Genomic DNA, 23,495 nt, shown 5'->3' with positions numbered 1-23,495 from the left:
GAGCCTCTCTCTGTCACCGGCGCCGATCAGTCAGGCCGAGCGATGGGTAGAGTATAGTGCGTCAAAACCTGAATAGAAGGGCCCCACCGCTGTGCGCTGGCAAACCGGGCGGCAGGTCAGGCAGCTTGACCCTTACCATCCATCGCCCCGGCCGATGCACTGCACGCTGACTGTTCGGCATGGCAGCAGACGCCGACGTTCTAAAGATTGTGCGTGGCGCGGATGCGTCATGATAGGGCAGTCCAATTCAGTCGGTCTTTTTCAGATAGCGCTTCCGTTTGGAAGATTGATTGATTGCCCATTTCGCAGCGAAGATTGCGCCTTCACGGTCACTGGAAGTGCCAGTTTTCGGCGGAAGCCCTTCTCGCTCAAAGGACCATTTCCAGCCGAAGGGATTGGCAGTTTGGACTATTGTGTATTCGATACCTTGATACTGCATGAGGTGGCTTTCATGTCGTTTTTGGCGGACGCAACTCGCTCTTGGTCCATGCTTGAAAGTCTGGGACCTGCATTGGGTCGATGTCATCGCACTTGATACACCGGAACTTACGACCGCCCGTCTTGGCGATCACGAAGTGCATCGGCTTGCCGCATTGCGAGCAGAGCAGGCGGGGAGAGTTTTTGGGCAAGCGGCACACCCTGGGTCAGGGCGCGAGTCTTCTGCTCACAGTCATCGGATAGATGCCCATATAAGCCGATGATGGAACTGGCTAATTGCCCTTCGTGACGGCTGCATCAACAAAAAAGGGACTACGTATTGATACGTAGCCGCCATTCCGGGGCGTCATGTGGTCAGGTTCGAGCCCTGGTGCGCCCACCAATTTCCAAAGTGCGTCTCCCAAGCGCAGCATTGATTGGCTGGACGGACCAGAGCGGGGATCGCGTACGAGGGATGTCTGTTTGATGTACCCGTCCTTCCATCAACAACTTCGGTCGCCAGTAAGGGCGGCCTCCCTGCCGAGCCGAGCCTCTATTAAGCCGATTGTGGAAGCCGCGGGTGCGATCCCTCCTGCCCCAGCCAGCACTCGAGCTGCTGAGCTATTCGCGTCAAATGTTCTGGGCGCGTTTGGAAATGGAGCTTCGGAGGTTCGGTCCAAGATCTGAACTAGTCGTGCATCACATCGACCATACGGGTTTATCTTCGGTCCAACATATACCGTGGGGCTGCTCGGGCAGGTCTGTTACGCCCCCATCGTAGAGTAGGGTTATTACGGCGAGCAAATCGGATTGCTTAGCGATTTGGTGTCTCTCCTGATAGGCGTCTGCCGACGAGGCAACCTCAGCTCTTCGAGCCGGGATCCTTCAGCGTGTTCCACGCGGCCTGGTTGGCCTGGTCGAAGGCCTTGCGGGACTCCGCCAGCGCTGCGCTCAGCACCGACCAGGACTCGCTGCCCGCCTGCTTCAGTTTCTGCAGACGCGCTTCCGCCTCGGACGCGTCGGCCTTCATCTGCTCGAGCGCTGCGTTGAAGTCGCCAGTGTGGGCGGCGGCCACCTTTCCGGCCGCTTCGCGGAATTTGTCCGCCGCCTCGCCCCACGCCTTTGCCTGCGCGGCGGCAACCTGCTTGAACGTGGCTTGCTGCTGCTCGATCTGCTTGCCGGCGCTTTCGAAGTAGGTCTTCATCTGGGCTTCGAAGCCGTTCCATTGCTTTTCCAGATCCGCCTTGGTGCGCGTCCAGGTCCCTTCACCGGCTTCGGCCTGCGTCTTGAGCAGCGCCTGGAATTCGTCCCGGCGCTTCTTCAAATCTGCGACGATCTGGTCTGCCTTGACCTTGGTCTCAGCCTTCGCTTCGCCGGCCTTAACCTCGAACGACGCCAGTGCGGCATCCATCTCGTCGATCCGCTCCTTGGCCCAATTCAGGTAGAAGTGCATGCTGCTCTGCTCTGACATAGCGGTCTCCGTTGACTAGCTGATATGAAATGATCGCTGAGCTTGGCTTCGCTCGCGTTGACCTGCGTCAACTATGTTGTCTTCGCAAGCAGCTGCGCGCACCAGTCAAAGATGCGCCCTTAAAGCTGCCAGATGAGGAAAGAACATTGACCCTTTGCGGTCGGCGATTTTTCTTGGATGATGCCTGCTTCCGGCTGCGCGCCACGCGCTCCGCTTCGGTCGCAGCGTAGAAATCCAGCGGAGCCTTCACCTTGGCCCCGGCGGGCAGCACGTCGTCGCTGAAGGCGGCCTCGCGCAGGCGCAAGGCCTTGGTCAGGTGCTCATCCTCGGTGACGTCGAGTAGCGTGCCGTTTCTTGCAACATTGGGCTTCGACCGGTCGCGCCGCTGCAAGACCTGGCTGCCGTTGGTTTCATCGAGCTGGTTGCTGCTTGAGCTGGGAGACATTGTTCGAGGTCCGGGTTGTGAGCTGTTGGCGGCGGCGTGGCGTGTCGTCGCGCGTTTCTGGAGCTGACTTCTACCGCCTTACGCCGCGGTCCAGCCTCCATCGACGGGCAGGTTGGCGCCGGTGATCTGCGCGGCGTCGTCGCTGCACAGGAACAGGGCGAGCGAGGCAACTTGCTTGACCGTAACGAATTCTTTGGTGGGCTGCGCAGCGAGCAAGACATCGTTAATCACCTCATCTCTCTTCATCCGACGGGCCTCCATCGTGTTCGGGATTTGCCTCTCCACGAGCGGCGTCCAGACCTAGCCGGGGCTGATGCAATTGCAGGCGATCTTCGATCTGGCGAGCTCCAACGCCACCGTTTTGGTGAGGCCCGCGATGGCGTGCTTGGCGGCGACATAGGCCGACTTGAAGGGCGAGGCGACCAGCGAATGCGCCGAGGCCGTGGTGATGATGCGACCCCAACCGCGATTCTTCATGCCGGGCACGGCCGCGCGAATGGCGTGGAACGCGGCGGACAGGTTGATGGCGATGACCGCGTCCCACTTCTCGATCGGAAACTCCTCGATAGGAGAGACGTGCTGGATCCGGGCATTGTTGACCAGGATATCGACACTCCCGAAGGTCTTCTCTCCGAGTGCGATGAGCTCAGCGATTTCGAGCGGCTTCGCCATATCCGCGGGCGAATAGATCGCCTTGACGGCGAAGTGGCGCTCGATCGCGGTGCGCTCCCTCTCAATCTCGGCCGGCGCACCCATCCCGTTGAGCACGATGTTGGCGCCGGCGCCGGCGAATGCTCGGGCACACGCAAGGCCTATGCCGCTGGTCGAGCCGGTCACCACAGCCGCTTTGCCCTTCAGAAGTCGCATCTCGTTTACCTTCGTCTGTACGCAAGAAGAATTGAAAGTTTGCAGCCCGGAACATCTTCCGGCTTGGCAAGGCGCCGTTACACTCAGAAGACGAGAGCTCTCTCGTTGGCCCGGAGCGAACGTCTAGCCGGCTGTTGCAGATAGTCGTGGACCACTTTGCCGAGACCAAGCGTGAGGTCTGCACGGATATGAACGGCGGAAACGATCTCCAGAACCGGGAGTTCGGCAACGGGTGCCAGAGCGTGGGGCGTCAAAGCCAGAGCCGCCGGCCCGGTCCAGGCTCCCTTCAGCACGATGTCCTCGAGGTGGTATTCGACGAGCTCGCAAATGCGCGGACTGCCATCGACGTGGGGAATGATCTTGAGCAGGAAGTTCGGCTCTTTGAGAGCGGCATTGATGTGCGCCGGCTCGGCCTCACGGTGCTTGTAGCCCATCGTTCCCGTTGCGACCCGTAGCGGTCCGTAATCCAGCGTTCCGATCAAGGTGTCGATCTCGGTTCGCAGCGTCGGCTGCGCGAACTTCTTCGGAAAGCCCCAGAGCTCGCGTCCACCCGCAATGGGCCCCTCGTCATTGAGAAACATGCAATGCGTATAGCCGCCCTTGCGCCCGCGGAAACAGACGGGGATGACCTGGCCGCTTTCCGTGTAGTCGCCAAACCCGTTGGAGTCCGGCATCCGAATGAACTCATATTTGACGAGAGCTTCGCGCTCGTCGAACTCCAGCGGTTCGGGTACGATTGCGCGCAGCTTGGCCGGATCGGTGCGATAGGTGATGATCAGGTACTCGCGGTCGACAAAGCGATAGGGCCCCGGCGAATAGGCCGGGCTGGTCAGGGGCATTGCAAAAGCCCGCTTGAGGACGTCATTCTCGCGCATTTTTAATTCTCCGTAAGACAGTAGCGATCGGTCTACTCGCGGCCATCATGCTCGAGATCGAACGTGAAGACGCCGTCCGCACTGGCGGGACGAGCGAGCACTTCGGGATGGCGCAGCGTGCGCAGCGCATCGTGATAGTCGGCGCGCCAATGGTCCTGCATCGACAGGCGGGAAAACTCGTAGTCTTTGGAGTGCCCCTCGTGATTGCGCGCGTGATAGATCAGGTGGACGATGTTGTAGACATGATCGGACGAGGCGGTGCTGAGGAGTTTCACGTCCTCGTGCTGGCGAAGATCATCGGGCAGGCGTCGCAACAGAGCGGCAAGGGCACGCTGCAGACGATGAACGCGCTTGAACTGGTCCGTACTTGCGCGCGTACGGCTTGAATACTGGACCTCCTTTTGCCGCGTCGCGACTTCGCCCATGTTGCGCGGAACCTGGCCCCCCGCGCTCCAGAGGTCGACTTGAAAGGCAAGCATGTCCTGCGGGACACCCCATTCGATCACCCACTGCAACGGCGTGTTGGAGACGAGACCGCCGTCCCAGTAATGCTCGCCCTCGATCTCGACCGCCGGAAAGCCAGGCGGCAGCGCGCCGCTCGCCATGATGTGCGCCGGCCCGATCGTATGCGTTGTGGTGTCGAAATAGACGAAATTGCCCGTCCGGACATTGACCGCTCCTGCGCTGAAGCGCGTCATTCCGGTGTTGAGGCGATCGAAATCGACCAGACGCTCGAGCGTGCTCTTGAGTGCGCCGGTGTCGTAGAAGCTGGTGGCATCGCTGGTCCCGGCAGCCTGCAGCCAAGGCAGCATCGGGCGCGCGGAGAAAAAGCCACTCGCGCCGCAGGCCGCGGCGAGCCCCGCACTCATCTGGTTGACGAGATTGCGCGTGGCGTCGCTCCGGGCCCAATCAAAAAGGGAATTGCCGGACCAATCCCAGGGACCGGTCGAGGTCACCTGAGTCCAGAAATCCCGCAGCCGGTCAACACGGGTTTCGGGCGGATTGCCGGCGATGATGGCGGCGTTGATGGCGCCGATCGAGATGCCGGCGACCCAGTCCGGATGGATGCCGGCTTCGGCCAGCGCCTCGTAGACGCCTGCCTGGTAGGCGCCGAGGGCGCCGCCGCCTTGCAGGAGTAGGGCGACGCAGTCGAAGGGCAGCCGCCGTTGCGCGGTTGTGAATTGTGCTCGAGGTTGAAAGTTCATGATTTGATGTGCTCTTGTTTGTGGTGTGGCCAACTGTTCCTGGTTTGTCGAACGCGATTGCCTGTTGCGGCTAGTGGCGGGATGACCCTTGCTTTCCGACCTTGGGCGGCTCGAGCATGACCTCTTTCAGATGGTCTCCAGTGGCCACGACGATCACGAAATTGAGCTTGCCGTCCTGCCTGATCAACCCTCCAGCCAGTGCGCTGCCGGCTGCAGCTCTTTCGGCGACCTGCACCGCATCCGCCATTTCCTGCTTGATCCATTTCAGGGCAATGACTTTGGCGAGGTCTTCTCGATCGAGTTCCTTGAGGGTAGATGCGATCTCCTTGCCCGTGATGCTGCCGGTGTTTGCATCAATGACGTTCTCCCATACATGCTCGTTCTTGATCGTGCGCACGCGATAGACGGGTGTGTCGAATGCTTCGAAGCTGATATCGGCGGTTCTGGAGCCGTCATGCAAATGCTCGGCGATCGCCATGGCCTGGCTGAGCGGGACGTGCGTGGCGTGGAATTGCTCGAGCACGCGGCGAATCGCCGTCTCCTCCGAACCGCTTTGTGCCGCCGCGCCGAGGGGATCGGCATCCGCAGGCCTTTGGGCGACATCGGCGAGCGCGCCCGTTGCGGCAAGTGTGGCAGACCATACGATGAGGGCAAACAAATGCTTCTTCGACAACATTCAGGTAAATCCCGAGGTTCAAAACGGCAGGTCGTCTAGTCGGCGCACGAGGGTATGAGCGCGGCAGGCGCCGCCGCTGAACGCATTGCACCGGCCGAGCGTGCCGCTGGGCCGCAGATGCCCTGCAGCTCGCCGGCGCTTGCCGCTCCGCGCGTGAGCGGATGTGCGTCGCGGCTCGGCCATGGCACGCGCCCCGTCGTGATCGGCGATGGACTGCGCCAGGCTTTCGCGCACCCGCGAGGTCATCGATGTTGCGGGGCGACTTTCGCTGCCGTCCACGGATGCGAGCGAAATCGGCTCTTGGACAGCATCGGCTGCATCAGCGTTCTCCAGATGCGCGAAGGCTGCGATATCCTTGTCCGCCACCGCTCGCGCGGGCTGATTGGTATCAATGACCACCAGTTCCGGTCCCTTCACATCGGAGTGGATGCGGATCGGCGGCATCGCTCGATCTGCCGCCGCAGATCGGCTCGGCAGGGGAGCAGGCAGCACCCAATCGGCCGCGCACAGCAGCAGGAGCAAGCCCGCGCCGGCCCACAGAAAGTAAGCCCGCAGTGGAATGCCGGACCGAGCGGATCGGCCCGCGCGCATCGATAGAACGGATCGCCGGCTCACTGCACTCGGCTCCTGACCATGATATGAATCGATCTCATTGTCAGATGCCCCACGGGCGAGGATGTTGGCGGGCAAGCTCGGAGTCGAGATAGCCGCGCTCGTCGAGCCATGCTCTCAGACAATAGGCGGGCGCCTGCGGGTCGATCACGAACCCGTCGCGCTCAATCGCCGTTCGCGTGCCCGTGAGCCCGGTCCAGACGGCATGTCCGGTGGTCGGATCCACGTCCATGACGTTGAAGACCTCGACGAAATTCAGCATGTCAGGACCTCAGTCATGATAATCAGGCTGCCTGCAGCGCGACATGGTCGTCTGCTTCAAGCACAACTCCTCTGTGCGCCAGCTCCGATTCGATCAGGTCGAAAACGCATTCGACTGGCGCGATCCAGATATTCACCCAACAGATGAAGCAGTCGCGCGACAGCAGCAGCAGCGGTGTCATGCGAGCCTCCTCCGCGCGGCGCGGTTTCGCACCGGCGTTGGCGCGCGATCGGCGAGCGCATGCACCCAGGCGACTACCGAAATCGTGATACCCAGCAGCAGGCTCACGCCCACGAGCGACACGCCCACGATCAAATTGAGCGATGCGACGGCGATTCCGGGCCAGGGGTTTTCCCGTACGGGCGCCAAGAACAGGCTTGACATCTTTTACCTCATAAATAAACTATACCGTATATTTCATATACAGCGCGGATAGCGGGATGTGTCAAGAGCTGAGATTCACAAGCCCGTGTTCGTCCTGGTTGGATGGAGGGGACCTAGGTCGCGAGACCTGGTTCGCTCGGAAAGCAGATGCCTCAATTTGAGAAAGGATCCGATATGTTCGAGAACCGGCTGGTACTCGCGGTCTTGGTGTTCATTTCGTTGGGCGCGGCGGCCGCCCTCGCGCAGGAGGACCGCGGCACACCTGAGCAGAGGGCGGCATGCGCGCCTGATGCGTTTCGTCTGTGCGCCGGCTACATCCCCGACGCCGCGAATGTGGAAGCCTGTCTCAGGCAAAAGAAGTCAGACCTGAGCGATGCTTGCAGAGCCGTCTTCGAGCACGCAGCGCCTACTGCTTCGGTCAGGACCATAGAATCGCAGCGGTACCGCGGCGCAAAAGATGAGGAATGATCGTATGAACACGATATATGTTCCCGCTTTCGCCGCGTTCGGCGGCTCGGCCTTCGGAGCGATCTCCACGATTGTGAGCGGGTGGGTGACCCGTCGCCGCAGGGGCCGCGAGCGCCATCATGCCCACGCCGTCACCAAGCGTGAAAAGCTTTATCGAAGCTTCATTGAGGAGGCGTCCCGGCTTTATGCGGACGCGCTGACCAGCGACAAATCCGAGATCCCGGCGCTGGTGAATTTGTATGCGCTTATCGGGCGTATGCGGATTCTGTCCGACGACGAGGTGGTCCATGCCGCGGAGCGGGCGGGCCGGCTGATCATCGAGACCTACCTTGCACCGAACACGTCGTTCGTCGACCTGCCGGGCTTCATGGAGGAGATGGATCCGTTGCGTGAATTCGGCGAGGCATGCCGGCGTGAAATGCACGCGATTCCGTCGCGTTGAGGCCGGGCATGCTGAAGGCGCGGACTACCCGTCAGGTTGGATCGTTGCGCACTCGCGAACGAATTGTGCAGGCTGCAATCCGCTTGTACCGCGAGATCGGGTATCGGAAGACCACGGTTGCCGACGTCGCTCGCGGCGCATCGATGTCCCCAGCAAATCTCTATCGGTTCTATCCCAGCCGCCGAGCGCTCGAAGAGGCCGTCGTGGCAGAGCTGCTTGAGGAAGTGTCCGCGGCAGCTGCAAGTGCGGCGCGAAGCGGTCGCTCGGGCCTGGACCGGTTAAATGCTGCCTTTAGGGCGATCTCCCGGATGCATGAAGATCGACTGGCAAACAATGTCCGCTTGCACGAACTGGTGGTCGCCGCAGGACAAGCAAACTGGCCGGCCAGCCTGTCCCATGCGGATCGCCTTCGCGGCGTCGTGCGGTCGGTGATCGCGGCCGGGCAGGCCGGTGGCGAATTTCGAGCAGGGAGTCCAATGGCGCTGGCCTGCTGCCTGCTGGACGCGATGGACGCATACCTCAATCCGTCCCGTATCAAGGCGGCCGCTCTTCGGCCGGCCTTCAACGAGATGATGAGCTTTTGCGCGCGGGCGCTGAGCAACGCAGCGTCCGTCAACGCGGCGCCCTCGCAAGTGATCAGCATTCGGACCGGTTTGCCTTACAAGTCTCCCTGTCGCACCTAGCGTTTGGCGATCGCCGGCTCACGGCGTCCAGTCTGCCTCGCAGGCCGCAAGGAAAAAGCCAACCCGTTCGCGCACGAAAGACGGCAGCTCGCGTCTCAGCTCCTTGGATGTTTCTCCCACCAACGAACGAAACAGCATCGGCAACAGGATCAGATCCAGGAAGATCTGAGCGGTGGCAAGGCTTCGCTTGCTACTGAAGGGACCTTTTGAAGAGCGCGCCAGCTTTTGCGTCGCTTCATTCAGGAGTTGGGAAATGGCGTTGACGGAGCGATCGCGTGCAGCATCGTGGACGTTGCGGCTCAACTCCGGGAAACGCTGCGCCTCTGCAATCGTGGCGCGGACCATGCCCAACGACTCTTCGATGACCTTCTCCACGACGGCGGTGCCGAGGCTCGCGAGCTTGTCCTGAAGGGTGCGGCCCTCGGGCTCAAAGCCTTCGAAATCCGTCAGCCCGGTAATGGTGCGGGCCACCACCGCCGCAAACAGTGCCTCCTTGCCGGGAAAACGGGCATAGATGGTTGGTTTGCTCGCCGGCGCCAGCTCGGAGATGTCATCGATGCTGGCGCTACGGTAGCCCTTCTCGAGAAAAAGTTGCTGGGCTGCGTCAAGGATCCGGGCCTGAACGTCACCGGCGAGGTCTTTGGGCGGTCTGCCACGTTTCGGGGTGTTCTTCTTTGTCATCCGTCGATCTCCCAATCACGAGTCTGTGCGCGCGCAGATCGCACTTGACACGCCCGGTGGGAAAAGGCAAGAAAAAGAAAATATACGGTATAGTTTATTTATAAATCGCGGGTCGGCCCGCGACGGCTTTCCGGACGGTCTGTGTGCGTTGGCCCCCGATCCTCCGGTCCACCTCAGGAGATCAAAGTGACTGCGTTGAGCCCGTACCCGCACCGCCCACACGAGGGCGTCCTGCTGCGCGAATTGCATCACAGGGTGGATCAAGGGATCGCCTCGGCGATCGATCTGGTCTCGGCTGCGGTCATCCGGGCCGACGGGACGGAAGCAAAGGCCGCCTTAAGCGATGTGGTCGAGCTGCTGCACGGACATGCCGAGCTGCATCGGGCGCTCGCAATGCCCCGGGGCGAAGCCCTCCATGACGTCGCGACTTACATTCGCAAACTGGGCTGCGCCATGCGCCAGTCCCTGTTGGATCGAATGGGGATCCGGCTGGCATTCGCCACTGAATCTCTTCCGCTTCAATCAGAGCGGTGCTGGCGGCTTGGCCTGATCGTCCACGACCTCATCGTGACCGCGGCGAAGCATGCGTATTTCGACGCGCGCGCCGGCGAGATCAAAGTCAAGCTGAGGCGCATCGGTGCGGTGGTGAACTGCGTCGTGCTGGATAACGGCTCACGGTTGGCGCGGGCGGCCCTGGGTCGCGAGCTCCAGACCCGTAGTGACCTTGCCAGGGGGCTGGGCGGACGAATCGAGCACGGCTTCGCCGCCGGGTTCACATCCGTCGTTCTCTCGTTTCACTTGAGCGAGCGGGAGCGGCAGGCGAACTGGTCGATGGCGACGCGCCGCATGAGGTCGCCGCGCCCGCTGAAGGCGAGGTCGTTCGCGACGCCCGGCTCGGGCTCCGACCTCTCGGATCAGGTCGAGCGCCCGGCCGCGATCGGGGCGGATCCAAATTTGTTGCGAGCGCATCCGAATGAACTGTCTCTGCTCCGCAAGGGCTCGGACGCCTTGGGCGAGCTGCTGTCACCCTCTCACCGCATGGACGCGCTGTGAAACCGGACTATTCGAACCACACCAAAATCGGTCGAGCCGAACTCCTGCTGAAGCCGCTCGCCGGCTTGGGGCTCGCGCTGGTCGCAGCCGGGCTCAGCGGCTGCAACGATCGTGGCGATGTTCCGCCCGCGCGCGCCGCGTTCGTGCGCACAGAGGTCGTCCAGCCGAAGGACCGGCAAGCCTCGATCACCCTGACCGGCGAGGTGCAGCCCCGCTTCCGCGCCGATCTGTCGTTCCGTGTCAGCGGACGTGTGATCGCGCGCTATGTCGAAGTCGGGACCCACGTCAGGGCCGGCGAAGTGCTGGCGCTTCTCGACCCCGCCGAGCAAGACGCCGATGTCGATGCCGCGACCGCTGCTGTCCTCGCCGCAGAATCCCAGCTGCGGGTGGCGCAGGCGACTTTCGAGCGGCAGAAGGCGCTGATCGCAAGCGGCTTCACCACGCGCACCGCCTACGACCAGGCGCAGGAAGGAATGCGAACCGCGGAAGGCGCGCTCGAAGCGGCAAGAGCGCAGCTTGGAACGTCAAAGGAGGCCCTTGGCTACACCGCGCTGCGAGCCGAAGCGGACGGTGTCGTCACCGCACGCAACCTGGAAACGGGTCAGGTCGTGCAGGCCGCGCAACCGGTATTTTCGCTGGCGCAGGATGGGGAGCGGGACGCCGTGTTTGAGGTCTATGAGTCCATTTTCCTCGGCAATGCTGACGACCGCAGCGTCTCGTTGGCGCTCGTCTCCGATGCGGGCGTGACCGCAAGCGGCCACGTTCGGGAGGTTTCGCCGGCCGTCGACGCCGGGAGTTCGACCATTCGGGTCAAGGTGGCGATCAAGGACCAGCCTGCCGCAATGACGCTCGGAAGCCCTGTCGCAGGAACTGTGAAAGTACATGCCGAGCGGCAGATCGCGTTGCCCTGGAGCGCATTAATGGCGGCGGGCACGAGGCCCGCGGTCTGGACCGTCGATCCGGCAACGCGGACAGCCTTGCTGAGGCCGGTAACTGTCGATGGCTACGAGGCCGGAGAAGTCTTGATCAAGGCTGGTCTCGAGCCGGGCGAGCGCGTCGTAGTCGACGGCGGCAAGCTTTTGAGCGTGGGCCAGCCTGTGAGTTATGAAGGAGATCCCTCATGACGAGCCGCGCAATGATTGTGGCAGCCTCGCTTCCATGGGCGCTTGCACTTGCCGGATGCCAGCAGGAGACAAAGGCGCCGGAGCCCGTGCGGCCCGTCCAATCGGTGCTTCTCGAAGCGGACCACGCCGACGATGCGGTTGCGGTGGGCGTCGTCGAGCCGCGCTACAAAACCGATCTCGGCTTCCGCGTGCTGGGACGCCTGACGACGCGTCCAGTCTATGTCGGTGATCTCGTAAATGAAGGACAGACAGTCGGCACCATTGACGCGACGGCCCTCGAGCTCGCCGTTCGCTCGGCCAAAGGGGAGCTTGCCAAGGCCGAGGCGCAGTTCGCGACCGTCCGAGCGACGGAGGAACGGCAGCGAACGCTCATCGCTACCGATGCAACCACAAAGCAGGCGCTGGATAACGCCGCGCAGGCGCGTGCCGGCGCGGAAGCAACGGTGGCGCGCGCACGGGCAAACTTGACCAAGGCGATCGAGCAGCTCGGCTACTCGCAGATCAGGGCCGACTTCGCCGGTGTTGTCACCGCAGTCGGGGCGGAAGCCGGCCAGGTGGTATCTCCCGGTCAAAGCGTGGCGACGGTCGCGAGACCCGATGTTCGCGAAGCCGTCATCGATATCGGACCGGACTTTCCGCTACCGCTGGAGGTCGGCCTGCCGTTCACGGTCAGCCTACAGCTGTTGCCCGCCGTTCAGGTGCAAGGGAGCATTCGCGAGATCGCGCCGCAAGCCGATCCGACGACGCGTTTACGGCGGGTCCGCATTGCGCTCAACAATCCGCCTGAAGGCTTTCGCCTCGGCACGACCGTCACCGCGAAACTTGACAAGGGGCAAGCCCGGATATTGCGCCTGCCTGCCTCGGCGCTGCTCGCCAAGGACGGCGCAAGTTTCGTCTGGATCGTCGATCAGCCCGCCAGCACGGTGTCGATGCAAAAGGTCGATGTCGTCGCCGATCAAACCGGCGCGCGCGTCATCGGTGGGCTGGCTCCCGGCGCGCGCGTCGTCACCGCCGGGATCCACAGCCTCAAGCAAGGACAGCAAGTCCGCATCGAACAGGATGAAAAGCCATGAAGTCGTTCAACCTTTCCGACTGGGCGCTCGGCCATCGTTCGCTCGTCTGGTATTTCATGATCGCCTTCATGGCGGCGGGCCTTTTTGCCTATCTCCAGCTGGGGCGGCAGGAAGACCCCGACTTCACCATCAAGACCATGGTGATTCAGGCGCAATGGCCGGGCGCCTCGCCGGAAGAGATGACGCGTCAGGTCACCGACCGGATCGAGAAGAAGCTCGAGGAGCTGGAATCGCTCGATTACAGCAAGAGTGTCACTGTTGCCGGCGAGACCACCATCTTCGTCTATCTGCGTGACACCACGAAGGCTGCCGACGTGAAGCCGACCTGGATTCGCGTCCGCAATATGATCGCGGACATCAAGCCCGAGTTTCCTCAAGGTGTGATCGGACCCGGCTTCAACGATCGCTTCGGCGACGTGTTCGGCAACATCTACGCCTTCACCAGCGACGGCTTGAGCCAGCGTCAGCTCCGTGACCGGGTCGAGGACATTCGCGCCAAGGTCTTGACCGTGCCGGATGTGGGCAAGGTCGATATTCTGGGCGCGCAGGACGAGGTCATTTATCTCGAATTCTCCACTCGCAAGATCGCGGCCCTAGGTCTCGACGTCCACGCCATCATGGCTTCGCTGCAGGGGCAGAACGCGGTCGCGCCGTCAGGTGTGTTCCAGGAAGGGCCCGAGCGGATCAGCGTGCGGGTGAACGGTCAATTCACCTCCGAGGCGAGCCTGAAGGCGGTCAACCTCCGCATCAACGACCGCTTCTTTCCGTTGACCGACGTTGCAACCATCACGCGTGGTTATGTCGACCCGGCCAAAACCCTGTTCAGGTACAACGGGCAGCCCGCGATCGCGCTCGCGATCGGCATGAAGTCCGGCGCCAACCTCCTGCATTTCGGCGAGGCGCTGAAGGAGGAAATGACAAAGATCATTGCCGACCAGCCGATCGGGGTCGGCGTGCACCTGGTCGCCGATCAGCCGGTGGTCGTTGAGCACGCGGTGTCGGGCTTTACCGAAGCGCTGTTCGAGGCCGTAATCATCGTGCTGGGCATCAGCTTTCTGAGCCTGGGCTTGCGCGCGGGGTTAGTGGTCGCCATCGCGATCCCGCTGGTGCTTGCCATCACCTTCGTTGTGATGGCCTATGCAGGTATCTCGCTGCAGCGCATTTCGCTTGGCGCCTTGATCATCGCGCTTGGCCTCCTGGTCGACGACGCCATGATCGCGGTCGAGATGATGGTCGCGCGGCTTGAGATAGGCGATCCCCTCGAGAAGGCGGCGACCCACGTCTATACGTCGACCGCATTTCCGATGCTGACGGGCACGCTGGTCACGGTTGCCGGCTTCATCCCGATCGGACTCAATAGCAGCAATGCCGGCGAATTTACATTCACGCTATTCGTTGTGATCGCCGTCTCGCTGATCGTCTCCTGGATCGTGGCGGTGTTGTTTACGCCGCTCCTCGGCGTCAGCATCCTGCCCGCGGCGATGAAGGGCCATCATGGTGAGAAGGGTCGCCTGGCGCGGCTGTTCGCGCGTCTGCTTCTGTTCTGCATGCATCATCGCTGGATGACGATCTCGGTGACGGTTGCGGCCTTCCTGGTCGCCTTGTTCGGTCTTCAGTTCGTCCAGCAACAGTTCTTCCCGTCCTCGGATCGCGCTGAGCTCGTGATCGACTGGAATTTGCCGCAGAACGCCTCCATTGCCGATACCAATTCGCAGATGGCGCGTTTCGAGCGCGAACAGCTTCAGGACAATAATTCGGTCGACCACTGGTCGACCTATGTCGGCACCGGCTCGCCGCGCTTCGTCCTGTCCTTCGACGTGCAGACCGCCAACGCCTGGTTCGGTCAAATGGTGGTCGTGACCAAGGGAGGCGTCAAGGCGCGCGATCAGGTCAAGGCACAATTCGAGGACTACCTCAAGAAGACGTTTCCCGGCACCGACACCTACGTCAAACTGCTGGAGGTCGGGCCGCCGGTCGGACGCCCTGTGCAGTACCGCTTGAGTGGACCTGATATCGCGAAGGTGCGAGATCTCTCGCAGAAGCTCGCCGGGATCGTCCGCAGCAGCCCCGACTTGGGCAACGTCGTGTTCGACTGGATGGAGCCGGCGCGCGTCGTCAAGGTCGATGTTCTCCAGGACAAGGCGCGCCAGCTCGGCGTGACCTCGGAGGACATCGCCACGACCTTGAACTCCGTGCTCGAGGGCTCGCCGATCACCCAGGTGCGCGACAGCATCTATCTCATCAACGTCACGGGACGGGCGACCGCGCCGGAACGTGCTTCCATCGACACCCTGCGCGATCTGCAATTGACGGGGCTCGGCGGTCAGTCCGTGCCGCTCGGGGCCGTGGCCAATCTGCGTTACGAGCTCGAGCAGCCGACGATCTGGCGGCGTGCGCGGATCCCCACTATCACGTTGAAGGCCGGCATCGTTGGCAACGTGCAGCCCAAGACGATCGTGGATCAGCTCGCGCCGAAAGTCGCGGAGTTCACCAAGGAGCTGCCGGCGGGCTATTCGGTGAATATCGGCGGCTCCGTCGAGGAGAGCGCCAAGAGCCAGGCGCCGATCGTGGCCGTCGTTCCGCTCATGCTGTTCGTCATGGCGACGGTGCTCATGATCCAGCTGCAGAGCTTCCATCGTTTGTTCCTGGTCTTCGCGGTCGCGCCGCTCGCCGTGATCGGCGTCGTCATGGCCCTGCTGCCCAGCGGAGCGCCGCTGGGTTTCGTTGCCATCCTCGGTGTGCTCGCCCTGATCGGAATTCTGGTCCGAAACTCGGTAATCCTGATCGTGCAGATTGAGGATCTGAAGAGAGAGGGGCGCTCAGCCTGGAAGGCCGTCCTGGAGGCGACCGAGCATCGCATGCGGCCGATCCTGTTGACCGCGGCCGCCGCAAGTCTCGCGCTGATTCCGATCGCGCGCGAGATCTTCTGGGGCCCGATGGCTTACGCGATGATGGGCGGCATCATCGTCGGCACGTTGCTGACACTGTTGTTCCTGCCGGCGCTGTATGTGGCGTGGTTCCGGATCCAGCCTGAACAAGGCGATGGATCGGCCGCCCATGAACCTGAAGCGTTTACGCATGAAAAGCCGGCCGAACAGATAGCCGCTCACGATGCGCCAGAGCTGGTGCTCGAGACGCAAATCTAGAACGGAGACGACGATGCCCTCGAAGAGACGATTGACCTTTGCCGTCGGTGTGACGCTCGCGGCGATTTCGCTCGTGCCCACTGCGGCCTTTGCGCAATTTCCTCCGCCCCCTCCGATGCCGCCCGCCGGGCCTCCCCCGATGCCCGCCCCAGGTCCGCCGGCCTTGGCAGGCCCTCCTCAGCTTGGCCCTCGTGCCGGCCTTGGTGGTCCAGCGGCTCGCCTCGGTCCGGCGGCTGGTCCGCGCGCTGACCTCACCGCGACCCGAGGCGTCGGCGGTGCGCCGGCGGTCGTAAACTCGGCGCGGGCCGCGTCGGTCAACATCAGCCGCTCCGGAGCCTACGGCTACCATGTTGGTGGAGCGCGATACGATTATCGCGCAGCTCATGCTGCTGGTGCCTACGCAGCCGGCGCTTACGCTGGCTACGCCTATGGTAGCTCGCGCTATTCCGGTAGCGACTGCCAATATGTCTACAGGCGTTATCGACGCATTCTGGTTTGCGACTAGCTCCAGTTGTAAGCGCGAGCGTTATATCGGAGCTGTTCGGATTGGGGGCGGGCGTGCCCCTCACGCGCGGACCTGTTCTCGCTCAACGCCCTTTGTTACGTTGCGAGCCATCGCGACCGCGCCCAGCATCTCACCTCGGCCGTTGAAGTCCGGGGGAGGTGATCCAGTCGGTCAAGTGCGCGCCAGTCTCGGCTAAACGGGCCTTCCGAAGAAGGCCCTCGCGCTCCGTGCCAGCCGGGAGTTGGGCCGCACGCTCTTTGAGCTTAGCGGCCTGTTCGGCCAACCGTTCTTCAAGGGAACGGGTTTGTTTAACTCTGCGGCGCCGCTCTCCCATGGCGTGCTCCTTGCGCTGTTAAATACGATTCAAAAACCGCAAACCCCTCCTCCAGTTCCCGTATCGAAACCAAAGCAGGGTGCTGCACCTGCCATTCTCGACAAGTTTCAAAGTGGGCATCACCAGAGGTTTGGAAAGCCAGTGCCCGACGAGCCCGGCGCATCAAGGCGTGCCAGAGCGGGACAATCCCCAGCGCGGCAGGCGAGAACATCACGAACGGTCTGCCTGCGCGGCGGCCCAAGGCCGCCGCAGTCGCATGGGGACGCCGCCGGGTCGAGGCGGATCGTCGTCGCCATCCAGCCGGCGCAGCGCGGCCAGGATGTCGGCCAGCCGAATGGTATGGCCCATGCCGGGAATCTCCCGCAGGGCGGGACAGGATTCGACGGCGAACATGTCGGACGCCCAAGACGACAGGATGATCCGCTTCTCCGGCGCAGAGAGCTCGTCGTCGTTGAGGACGTCCACCGGAGACGTATAGTGCGCGGCCGGATGGAAGAGGGGATCGAGATTGCCGGTGTTCGCGTTGGCGTTGCTCATCAGTTGCCTCCCTTACGCTCCTTTCCTCGGGACGGGTTCGAGTTAGCGCCGGACGGCGGCGAAGCCGCCATCCGGATGTCGCTACTGGGTGTTGATCGCGATGCGCTTGACGCCTGCGCGCGGATTTTCCGACTTCGGCAGCAACACGGTCAGGACACCGTTCTTGAACGACGCCTCGGCCTTGTCTTCTTCGACATCTTCGAGCGGGATCCGCCGCTCGAAGGCGCCGTAGGTGCGCTCGGTGAAGTACCTGCCTTCGTCGCTGCGCTCGGCCTTCTTCTCGCCGCGGATGGTCAGGACGCCACCGGCGATTTCGATCTGGACGTCTTTGTCCGTCATGCCTGGCAGCTCGGCCGAGATCGTCAGCGCCTTGTCGGTCTCGCTGAGCTCGATCTTGGGCCAGCCGAATTGCCCTTCCATCAGTGGCGCCAGACCCGTCCCGCCGAAGCCGCGGAAGGCATCGTCGAAGAGGCGGTTCATCTCGCGATGAAGCGTCATGAACGGATCGTAGTTGCCGCGCATCGGCGCAAGTTCCTGATTCCGCGACCGGGGAATGAGATCACGAAGTGCCATGATGTTCTCCTTGATTGCATGGGGCAGGGAGCGCGGCTGCGCTTGCGCGCGCCGCGTTCCGCCGTCGAACCTTGACTGGCGTCAGGCTGCCTTCTTCTGCTCGATCTGCGAAGGAGAAGCGCCGCCTGCGATCTGGATCCGGCGTGGCTTCATCGCTTCGGGCACCTCGCGGACGAGATCGATGATCAGCAGTCCGCCGCGGAAAGAGGCCTCTTTCACCTGGACGTAGTCGGCCAAATTGAACACGCGCCGGAACGGACGTGCGGCGATCCCCTGGTAGAGATACTCGCCGGCCGCCTTCTCGGGCTTGCTGCCTTCGATGGTGAGCGCGTTCTGTTCGGCCGTCACGGTGATGTCGTCGGCTCCGAAGCCGGCGACGGCGAGCGAGATCCGGTAGTGGTCCTCGCCGGACCGTTCGATGTTGTACGGGGGGTAGTAGTCCTCAGTCGCCTGACGCATTGTGCTGTCGACGAGGTCGGCCAGATGATCGAAGCCGATGGTGGAGCGCCACAGGGGCGCGAAGTCAAACGTGGTCCTCATAACCAAGTCCTCCATAGAGCAAGATGGGTACGAAGGAGCGCAGGACGGGGGTTTCAGACGGGGTCCGAAGACACCGGCCCGGCGCCCGCACCGGGCCCGATCTGGCGCCCGGCACACCGCTCTCGCGGCGAAAATTGACTTAGAAGAACGAGAAGCTGTTTCAAGAGGGCGGACGTAAAAAATATTTGCGGCAATGCAGCGCGGCTCGGCGTCGCGCATCGCTTTCCAAAAGACTCGGATGTGCGCCGAGAGGCACCTTGACAGCCATTCGGGCCTGAATATTTTTTGCGCCGGGAAGCTTCTCCCGCCCTCAAATCCGCAAAGGATCATGACGATCGTCAGGAGTGACGACGATGCTCGATGAAGATCTGGCCCGCATTCGCGCGCACCGTAACAACATCCACCGCTATCGACGCCTGCTCAAGACCAGGCTGTCGGACCTTGAGCGCCAGTTCATCGAACGGCGTCTCTCGGAGGAGCAGACTGCCCTTGACGCGCTGGCTTCCAAAGCCTTTCCCGTCGCGTTTAGCCTCCCGAAAGGTTCGACTGCGCCGGCAAGCGCGGGGACAGCGCAATGACGGACGTCCGAGCCTTACTGACGCGCACGCCTCGATCCCGACCAGGCATGGCGGCAGCTTCTGGAAAAACGCCAGGACATGGCGGCGCCGCAATTGACGGCGCACGACCACTTGGCCGGCGGCATCAACGCCATGCACTTGAAAGACCGACTTCGCGATATCCAGACCGATTGTCGAAATTGACTGCATAGATCGCTCCTCCGAATCGTGGGAGCCTCAAACGGCGCCCACTCCTTGCCACTCTCGTGCCGGTGGAGCAGCCGTCCACAGCATCAACAGCGGAATTGCTGGATCCACGAAAAGTCCGCCGGCTGAGGCGGCCTACTTCAGGAATAGGGCCGCGACTACGATGAGAACCGGCAAGGCCCCGAAGGCTACGACAAACGCTGTGTAAGCCCAATCCTGAGGAGCTTTCACCTGGGGCTCCGTGTGGAGCGCAGCCTTTTCGGCCTCTAGTTCAGTAAGGCTCTCTCTCAGCCGTTCCTTCGTGAGCTGATCAAAATGATGAGCCAGAACGCACTGGAATTCATTGATGCGACCCCGAAGTTCTTGACACTTCTCACACATGGCTCGCCACTCAACCTAGGCGGGAGCCTGAAGCACTCTCAGTCACCGTCGCCCGGGGCTATGGACGGTGATGGAGATAAACTACCATAGGCTAGTTTTGTTGCTACTCAGTCCACAGCGATCATTTCGGGGGCTGTAGACCGGGGGATCGCAGCCATTCGCTCATATGCGAGCCCGTTTCGGCTTGGCGAGCCCTGCGCAGGGCCTCATCACGTACTGGCCCATGACGGAGCAATTCGGCTTCTTCGCGCAGGCGTCTGGCTTCTTCGGCAAGGCGCTCTTCAAGGGACACCGTTTGTTTTAATCGTCGGCGTTTCTGCATGACGCTACCTCGGGTTTCAGGTGGCGCGGATGGCTGCAATCAGGCTCGGTTTGCCGACGATGTTCATCACCCGCGTGAGGTTAGGGACGCGCCCGACGACTAGGCGCGTCCCAAGGATTTATGCCGTAGGAGAAAAGGTGAAGGAAGGCTGCGAACCGAAGCGAACTTAGTTCGGCGGGCTGCCTTGGCACTTAACGGCCTTTTTGTCGGCCTCTAGTAATTCGATGATGCATCGGATCATTGATAGACTAAGCGCGTCCATCCGCGGCGATACCAGCCTACGGAACTGTTCAATCTCAAAGTCGATCTGGTCGCACTTGTTGCACATGCGCGTCCCGCTGTTTGGAGGCGGGAGCAACAAGCTCTCAGTCACCTAATAGCCCATGCTTCGAAAAGGTGATTGCGTTCAAAGCCGCTACTTCAGCGATCGTTCCTAGTTGAGCGGTCTGAAAACCAGGCTAAGGCAGCTTGGCAGCAGTAGCCTTGGCTGGAGGTTTCCATTCCAAGGAAAAACGCCGCCCGCTTAAATAAAGCGCAGGCGGCGGCTTACCAGCCCCGGGAGGGTGAGAGTAAATCCCGATAAGAATTAGTCTTCAGGCAGCATGCCGAAGTTCATCGCTTTGGCGAACGAAAAGGCTTAAGTTGGGGGTTGTCGTCCCGGCGAGGTCAGCCACTTGTTAACCTCTCCGGCAACATCGATCTGCCGGGCCTTTCGCAAAAGCTCAGTGCGGCGGATGCCAGAGGGCATCCCTCTGGCCTGTTGGCGCAAATTAATCGCCTCTTGCGCGAGACGGTACTCGAAAGTCGATGCTTGTTCCAGGATTCGTCGGGCCGGCATGTTTGGTGCTCCGCTGTGGGTTGAGCGGGAGCGCAAACTTGCGTTCTCACCACCGATAGATGCTACGGGCCGCTCGATGGCGATGGGACAGTGCGCCTTTATCCGCTGGATAGCGAGCGCTTTGTTTCGTTTCCGCGCAGGAACTATCTGCAAACTGCCCCGGGGTTAGCCGCTCGCTGGATCACTCATCATGGTTCGAAGTCTTGTTTGAACGATCAACGCGGACCGTTCGAAATTCCGCCGGCCCTTCAAGAAGGCGTTGCTTTCTTCTGGTCCGCGCTGTCATCTAGTACCGTTCCAGCCAGACGAAGAGCGCGCTTACGTTGGCGCCCCACTCGGCGACTTTCAGCATCCTCTTTCATCATTTTACTAGCCCTCTCAGTTAGAGCGCACATGTTCGGACTACGCGCGCGCGGTCGGTGAACCTTAGCAACCGCGGCAAATATTCTTTAGCTTTGCAGCGGTTCGGGCTTCTTCTGCAAGGAACGGGTCCTTGTAGCCTGACGATGAATCGATACCGGTCTCGGCTGGCTTCCTCTTGGGAGGAAAGGCCGCGTCGTAACAGGAAAGGCGCGCGCTGGTGCTTTCGATCGCACGGCAATTCGGCGCCGCGGCGAAAGCGGCTGGCGTAGCTGCACTGAGGGCCGATGCCAGGAAAAGCGCCACCGTCCATGTGCCTGTTCGGGCCATCTTCATACTGAACATTCCCATCTCTATTTACTTTTTAGTTGCCCAAGAGGGACGCTCGCCGGTCCAGGCCGGAAGAGCATCCCACTCCGACCAACGCATCCGACGCTCCTCGTCTCCGACCCTGACGAAAACAAAGGGCGCGTCGTCCCGTCCTGTTTTCGAACCAACAAAAATTGCCGGGATCCCATAGGCATCCCTGATGATTGCGGTGTTTGCCATTTCCGACTCCTGTCTTGGCTTGAGCCTTGGCTCGAGCGCCCCGCCTGAGTTTTGGCGCGCAGCGATTGAGAGGGACTCGCGGCTATAGAACGACCACAACCGCAACCAGCAGTAAAAGGAAGATCGGCACCAACAACGGTGGAACGAGCCACTCACGAAAGTCGAATTTTCTGGGATCAGACATCTGACCGCCTCCTTTCAGGTTGAGGCGGGAGCGCAATGCTCTCAGTCACCGATAACAGCCAGGGGGAGCGCGCGGTGATGTAAACTGTGTAGCAGTCTTCTCACCAACTAGCGAGATCAATCTCGATCGATTTGCGCGCAATTGCCCAGGGCGAACCTTACACAAGTTCATCGGTCCACGCCTTGAAGCTGATGAGCTTGTTTGGTCTGAAAGTTTGAGTGATAAGAACATCGCATCTCGGCCATGAGCGTTCAGGACGCGACCGATCGCGCGGAACGTTGTTGCGTGCATCGACAGCGGCCGCCTAGATAGGCTCGCACTAGCCTGTAAGTTGCCGGGGGCAGTGTGGGGGCGTGGTGACTGCTAAGGGGCATTCTCGACGGTTTCAGTGGGGATTGTCGGTTGGTTGATGTCCGCTTCTGCCCGGAAGCGCCAGGAGAACCGGGCTAGGTTGCTTCGGCCGGACCGCCGTGATTCAACTTCCCGAACTGGGGGCTCGAATCATGCGTTACGAACTCGCGGATTATGAATGGGCTGCCATCAAACCCATGCTGCCGAACAAGCCGCGTGGCGTTCCACGGGTTAACGACCGCCGTGTCCTCTATGGCATCTTCTGGGTCTTGCGCGCCGGAGCACCCTGGCGTGATCTGCCCGAGGCGTTTGGCCCACCACTTGCTACAATCGCTTCGTCCGCTGGCGGCGGGCTGGTGTCTGGGGCCGCATCATCGACGCACTTGCCGGCGCCCATGATGCCGCTGTCCAGATGATCGATACCTCCATTGTCCGCGTGCATCAGCATGGAGCCTGCGTCACGAGGAACCAGCGTCAGTCGATGGGAAGGTCACGTGGCGGCACGAGCAAAATTCACGCTGTGGTCGATACCAACGGTCTGCCGGTGCGACTGGCGTTGGGCCCCGGCGAGGCCCACGACGTTCGACTTGCTGGAAAGCTGCTGTCTCGTCTGAAATCCGGATCAATGCTGCTTGCCGATCGTGGCTATGACGCCGACTGGATCAGAGAGCTTGCCATGAAAAAAGGCGCGTGGGCCAACATCCCGCCGAAAAGCAATCGCAGCGGTCCGATCTGCTTCAGCCCCTATCTTTACCGCGCGCGCAACCAGGTCGAGCGGTTCTTCAACAGAATCAAACAATGTCGTCGGGTGGCGACGCGCTACGACAGGCTCGCCGCCAACTACCTTGCCTTCGTTCAACTCGCGTCTATCCGGTTGTGGCTGCGGCTTAATGATGGGGTGGACGCCCCGCCGACGGCATCAGTGTGCCAAAGTGGAGGTGTTGAGCACCACTTAAGGGAGGCGTCCGTGTCAAAGGTTACCACGATCGGTCTGGATATTGCCAAGCATGTTTTTCACGCTCACGGCGTAGACGGACGCGGTCTCGCGTTGTTCAGCAAGCGGATCAGCCGCGGAAAGGTGCTCGACTTTTTCGCGGCTCAGCCGAGCTGCACTGTCGCGCTGGAGGCATGTGGCGGAGCGCATCACTGGGCCCGCCAGCTTACTCAGCTTGGCCATGAGGTTCGGTTGATCCCGCCGGCCTATGTAAAACCGTTCGGTGCGCCCCGACGGCGCGCATTACCAGTGGAGGAAGGATCCMCCCAGAGAATTGTCGATTGATCTGGTAGCTGACGAGCGGTCTGGACGAGCAATCGGACGGACCGAAGCCTCGTGACAAAGGTCGCCTTGGGCGGCCGAGCAATCCAGCGGGCCG

General features: G+C 61.7%; 23 protein-coding genes and 5 pseudogenes. 9 read left to right on the top strand and 19 right to left on the bottom strand.

From position 1 onward, the window contains the following. Window positions 1-247 precede the first annotated feature (247 nt). The 11 genes and pseudogenes from AC629_RS44810 to AC629_RS02930 all read right to left on the bottom strand — a co-directional run bounded on the left by AC629_RS44810 (window position 248) and on the right by AC629_RS02930 (window position 7,214). Complete coding sequence (locus tag AC629_RS44810) at window positions 248-439, bottom strand: hypothetical protein (protein ID WP_143198865.1); 192 nt, start codon at window positions 437-439, stop codon at window positions 248-250. Between the two features lie 840 nt (window positions 440-1,279). Further along, a complete protein-coding gene (locus AC629_RS02970; protein WP_084803294.1) occupies window positions 1,280-1,888 on the bottom strand; it encodes a sll1863 family stress response protein in 609 nt (202 codons plus the stop codon). A 67-nt stretch (window positions 1,889-1,955) separates the two neighbouring features. Continuing rightward, window positions 1,956-2,333 (bottom strand): hypothetical protein, encoded by a 378-nt coding sequence (locus tag AC629_RS02965; RefSeq protein ID WP_084803293.1) that lies wholly within the window; start codon window positions 2,331-2,333, stop codon window positions 1,956-1,958. Between the two features lie 78 nt (window positions 2,334-2,411). Next, window positions 2,412-3,200: pseudogene (locus tag AC629_RS02960) on the bottom strand (3-hydroxybutyrate dehydrogenase). Window positions 3,201-3,283: 83 nt separating this feature from the next. After that, window positions 3,284-4,075, bottom strand: coding sequence for an acetoacetate decarboxylase (locus AC629_RS02955; protein ID WP_084803292.1), 792 nt, complete (start codon window positions 4,073-4,075; stop codon window positions 3,284-3,286). 32 nt (window positions 4,076-4,107) lie between these two features. Continuing rightward, complete coding sequence (locus tag AC629_RS02950; protein ID WP_084803291.1) at window positions 4,108-5,280, bottom strand: DUF3734 domain-containing protein; 1,173 nt, start codon at window positions 5,278-5,280, stop codon at window positions 4,108-4,110. A 70-nt stretch (window positions 5,281-5,350) separates the two neighbouring features. Further along, window positions 5,351-5,956: a PepSY domain-containing protein gene (locus AC629_RS02945; protein WP_245331698.1), complete on the bottom strand. Its 606-nt coding sequence runs from the start codon at window positions 5,954-5,956 to the stop codon at window positions 5,351-5,353. Window positions 5,957-5,974: 18 nt separating this feature from the next. Then, window positions 5,975-6,478: a hypothetical protein gene (locus tag AC629_RS02940; RefSeq protein WP_143198864.1), complete on the bottom strand. Its 504-nt coding sequence runs from the start codon at window positions 6,476-6,478 to the stop codon at window positions 5,975-5,977. Window positions 6,479-6,611: 133 nt separating this feature from the next. Next, window positions 6,612-6,830, bottom strand: coding sequence for a hypothetical protein (locus AC629_RS02935; RefSeq protein WP_084803289.1), 219 nt, complete (start codon window positions 6,828-6,830; stop codon window positions 6,612-6,614). Window positions 6,831-6,852: 22 nt separating this feature from the next. Continuing rightward, window positions 6,853-7,011: a hypothetical protein gene (locus AC629_RS46465; RefSeq protein ID WP_168195377.1), complete on the bottom strand. Its 159-nt coding sequence runs from the start codon at window positions 7,009-7,011 to the stop codon at window positions 6,853-6,855. After that, entirely contained in the window at window positions 7,008-7,214 is a 207-nt protein-coding gene (locus AC629_RS02930; RefSeq protein WP_084803288.1) for a hypothetical protein, read from the bottom strand. The genes AC629_RS46465 and AC629_RS02930 overlap by 4 nt, the downstream gene beginning before the upstream one ends. A 174-nt stretch (window positions 7,215-7,388) precedes the next feature. On the opposite strand from AC629_RS02930, the gene AC629_RS02925 reads away from it, so the two are divergent. The 3 genes from AC629_RS02925 to AC629_RS02915 all read left to right on the top strand — a co-directional run bounded on the left by AC629_RS02925 (window position 7,389) and on the right by AC629_RS02915 (window position 8,807). Then, a complete protein-coding gene (locus AC629_RS02925) occupies window positions 7,389-7,682 on the top strand; it encodes a hypothetical protein (protein WP_084803287.1) in 294 nt (97 codons plus the stop codon). Window positions 7,683-7,767: 85 nt separating this feature from the next. After that, window positions 7,768-8,124, top strand: a complete 357-nt coding sequence (locus AC629_RS02920) for a hypothetical protein (RefSeq protein WP_245331697.1) — start codon at window positions 7,768-7,770, stop codon at window positions 8,122-8,124. Window positions 8,125-8,132: 8 nt separating this feature from the next. Further along, the gene (locus AC629_RS02915) at window positions 8,133-8,807 is read left to right on the top strand and encodes a TetR/AcrR family transcriptional regulator (RefSeq protein ID WP_084803285.1); all 675 of its coding nucleotides are present in this window, start codon (window positions 8,133-8,135) and stop codon (window positions 8,805-8,807) included. Between the two features lie 18 nt (window positions 8,808-8,825). On the opposite strand, the gene AC629_RS02910 is transcribed toward AC629_RS02915, so the two are convergent. After that, on the bottom strand, window positions 8,826-9,488 hold the full coding sequence (locus tag AC629_RS02910; protein ID WP_084803284.1) for a TetR/AcrR family transcriptional regulator: 663 nt from the start codon (window positions 9,486-9,488) through the stop codon (window positions 8,826-8,828). Window positions 9,489-9,674: 186 nt separating this feature from the next. Here AC629_RS02910 and AC629_RS02905 point away from each other — a divergent pair, with 186 nt between their 5' ends. The 4 genes from AC629_RS02905 to AC629_RS02890 are packed head-to-tail and all read left to right on the top strand — an operon-like array spanning window position 9,675 to window position 15,884. Further along, window positions 9,675-10,541, top strand: a complete 867-nt coding sequence (locus tag AC629_RS02905) for a sensor histidine kinase family protein (protein WP_245331696.1) — start codon at window positions 9,675-9,677, stop codon at window positions 10,539-10,541. After that, entirely contained in the window at window positions 10,538-11,665 is a 1,128-nt protein-coding gene (locus AC629_RS02900; RefSeq protein ID WP_084803283.1) for an efflux RND transporter periplasmic adaptor subunit, read from the top strand. The genes AC629_RS02905 and AC629_RS02900 overlap by 4 nt, the downstream gene beginning before the upstream one ends. Next, on the top strand, window positions 11,662-12,738 hold the full coding sequence (locus AC629_RS02895) for an efflux RND transporter periplasmic adaptor subunit (protein ID WP_084803282.1): 1,077 nt from the start codon (window positions 11,662-11,664) through the stop codon (window positions 12,736-12,738). The genes AC629_RS02900 and AC629_RS02895 overlap by 4 nt, the downstream gene beginning before the upstream one ends. Further along, window positions 12,735-15,884 carry an efflux RND transporter permease subunit gene (locus tag AC629_RS02890; protein ID WP_084803281.1) on the top strand — a complete coding sequence of 1,050 codons (3,150 nt, stop codon included), beginning with the start codon at window positions 12,735-12,737 and terminating at the stop codon, window positions 15,882-15,884. Before AC629_RS02895 ends, AC629_RS02890 begins: the two co-directional genes overlap by 4 nt. Before the next feature lie 1,049 nt (window positions 15,885-16,933). Here AC629_RS02890 and AC629_RS02875 read toward each other — a convergent pair. The 7 genes and pseudogenes from AC629_RS02875 to AC629_RS50415 all read right to left on the bottom strand — a co-directional run. Continuing rightward, window positions 16,934-17,260 carry a hypothetical protein gene (locus tag AC629_RS02875; protein ID WP_084803278.1) on the bottom strand — a complete coding sequence of 109 codons (327 nt, stop codon included), beginning with the start codon at window positions 17,258-17,260 and terminating at the stop codon, window positions 16,934-16,936. Between the two features lie 81 nt (window positions 17,261-17,341). Continuing rightward, window positions 17,342-17,833 carry an Hsp20/alpha crystallin family protein gene (locus AC629_RS02870; protein ID WP_084803277.1) on the bottom strand — a complete coding sequence of 164 codons (492 nt, stop codon included), beginning with the start codon at window positions 17,831-17,833 and terminating at the stop codon, window positions 17,342-17,344. 81 nt (window positions 17,834-17,914) lie between these two features. Then, entirely contained in the window at window positions 17,915-18,373 is a 459-nt protein-coding gene (locus AC629_RS02865) for an Hsp20 family protein (RefSeq protein ID WP_084803276.1), read from the bottom strand. A gap of 596 nt (window positions 18,374-18,969) precedes the next feature. Then, window positions 18,970-19,140: pseudogene (locus AC629_RS44805) on the bottom strand (IS110 family transposase); the annotation flags it as partial. Window positions 19,141-19,639: 499 nt separating this feature from the next. After that, window positions 19,640-19,840, bottom strand: a complete 201-nt coding sequence (locus tag AC629_RS48275; RefSeq protein ID WP_084803273.1) for a hypothetical protein — start codon at window positions 19,838-19,840, stop codon at window positions 19,640-19,642. Window positions 19,841-21,395: 1,555 nt separating this feature from the next. Further along, on the bottom strand, window positions 21,396-21,587 hold the full coding sequence (locus AC629_RS02830) for a hypothetical protein (protein ID WP_084803301.1): 192 nt from the start codon (window positions 21,585-21,587) through the stop codon (window positions 21,396-21,398). A gap of 341 nt (window positions 21,588-21,928) precedes the next feature. Next, window positions 21,929-22,063 (bottom strand): annotated as a pseudogene (locus tag AC629_RS50415) (transglutaminase family protein); the annotation flags it as partial. 211 nt (window positions 22,064-22,274) lie between these two features. Between AC629_RS50415 and AC629_RS02825 the strand changes: the two are divergent. Further along, window positions 22,275-23,008: pseudogene (locus AC629_RS02825) on the top strand (IS5 family transposase); the annotation flags it as partial. Between the two features lie 81 nt (window positions 23,009-23,089). Continuing rightward, a pseudogene (locus AC629_RS50410) lies at window positions 23,090-23,338 on the top strand (IS110 family transposase); the annotation flags it as partial. Window positions 23,339-23,495 lie beyond the last annotated feature (157 nt).

The sequence above is a fragment of the Bradyrhizobium sp. NAS80.1 genome (genome assembly GCF_001908205.1).
Lineage (GTDB): Bacteria > Pseudomonadota > Alphaproteobacteria > Rhizobiales > Xanthobacteraceae > Bradyrhizobium.
This window is presented reverse-complemented; position numbering and strand designations above follow the sequence as displayed.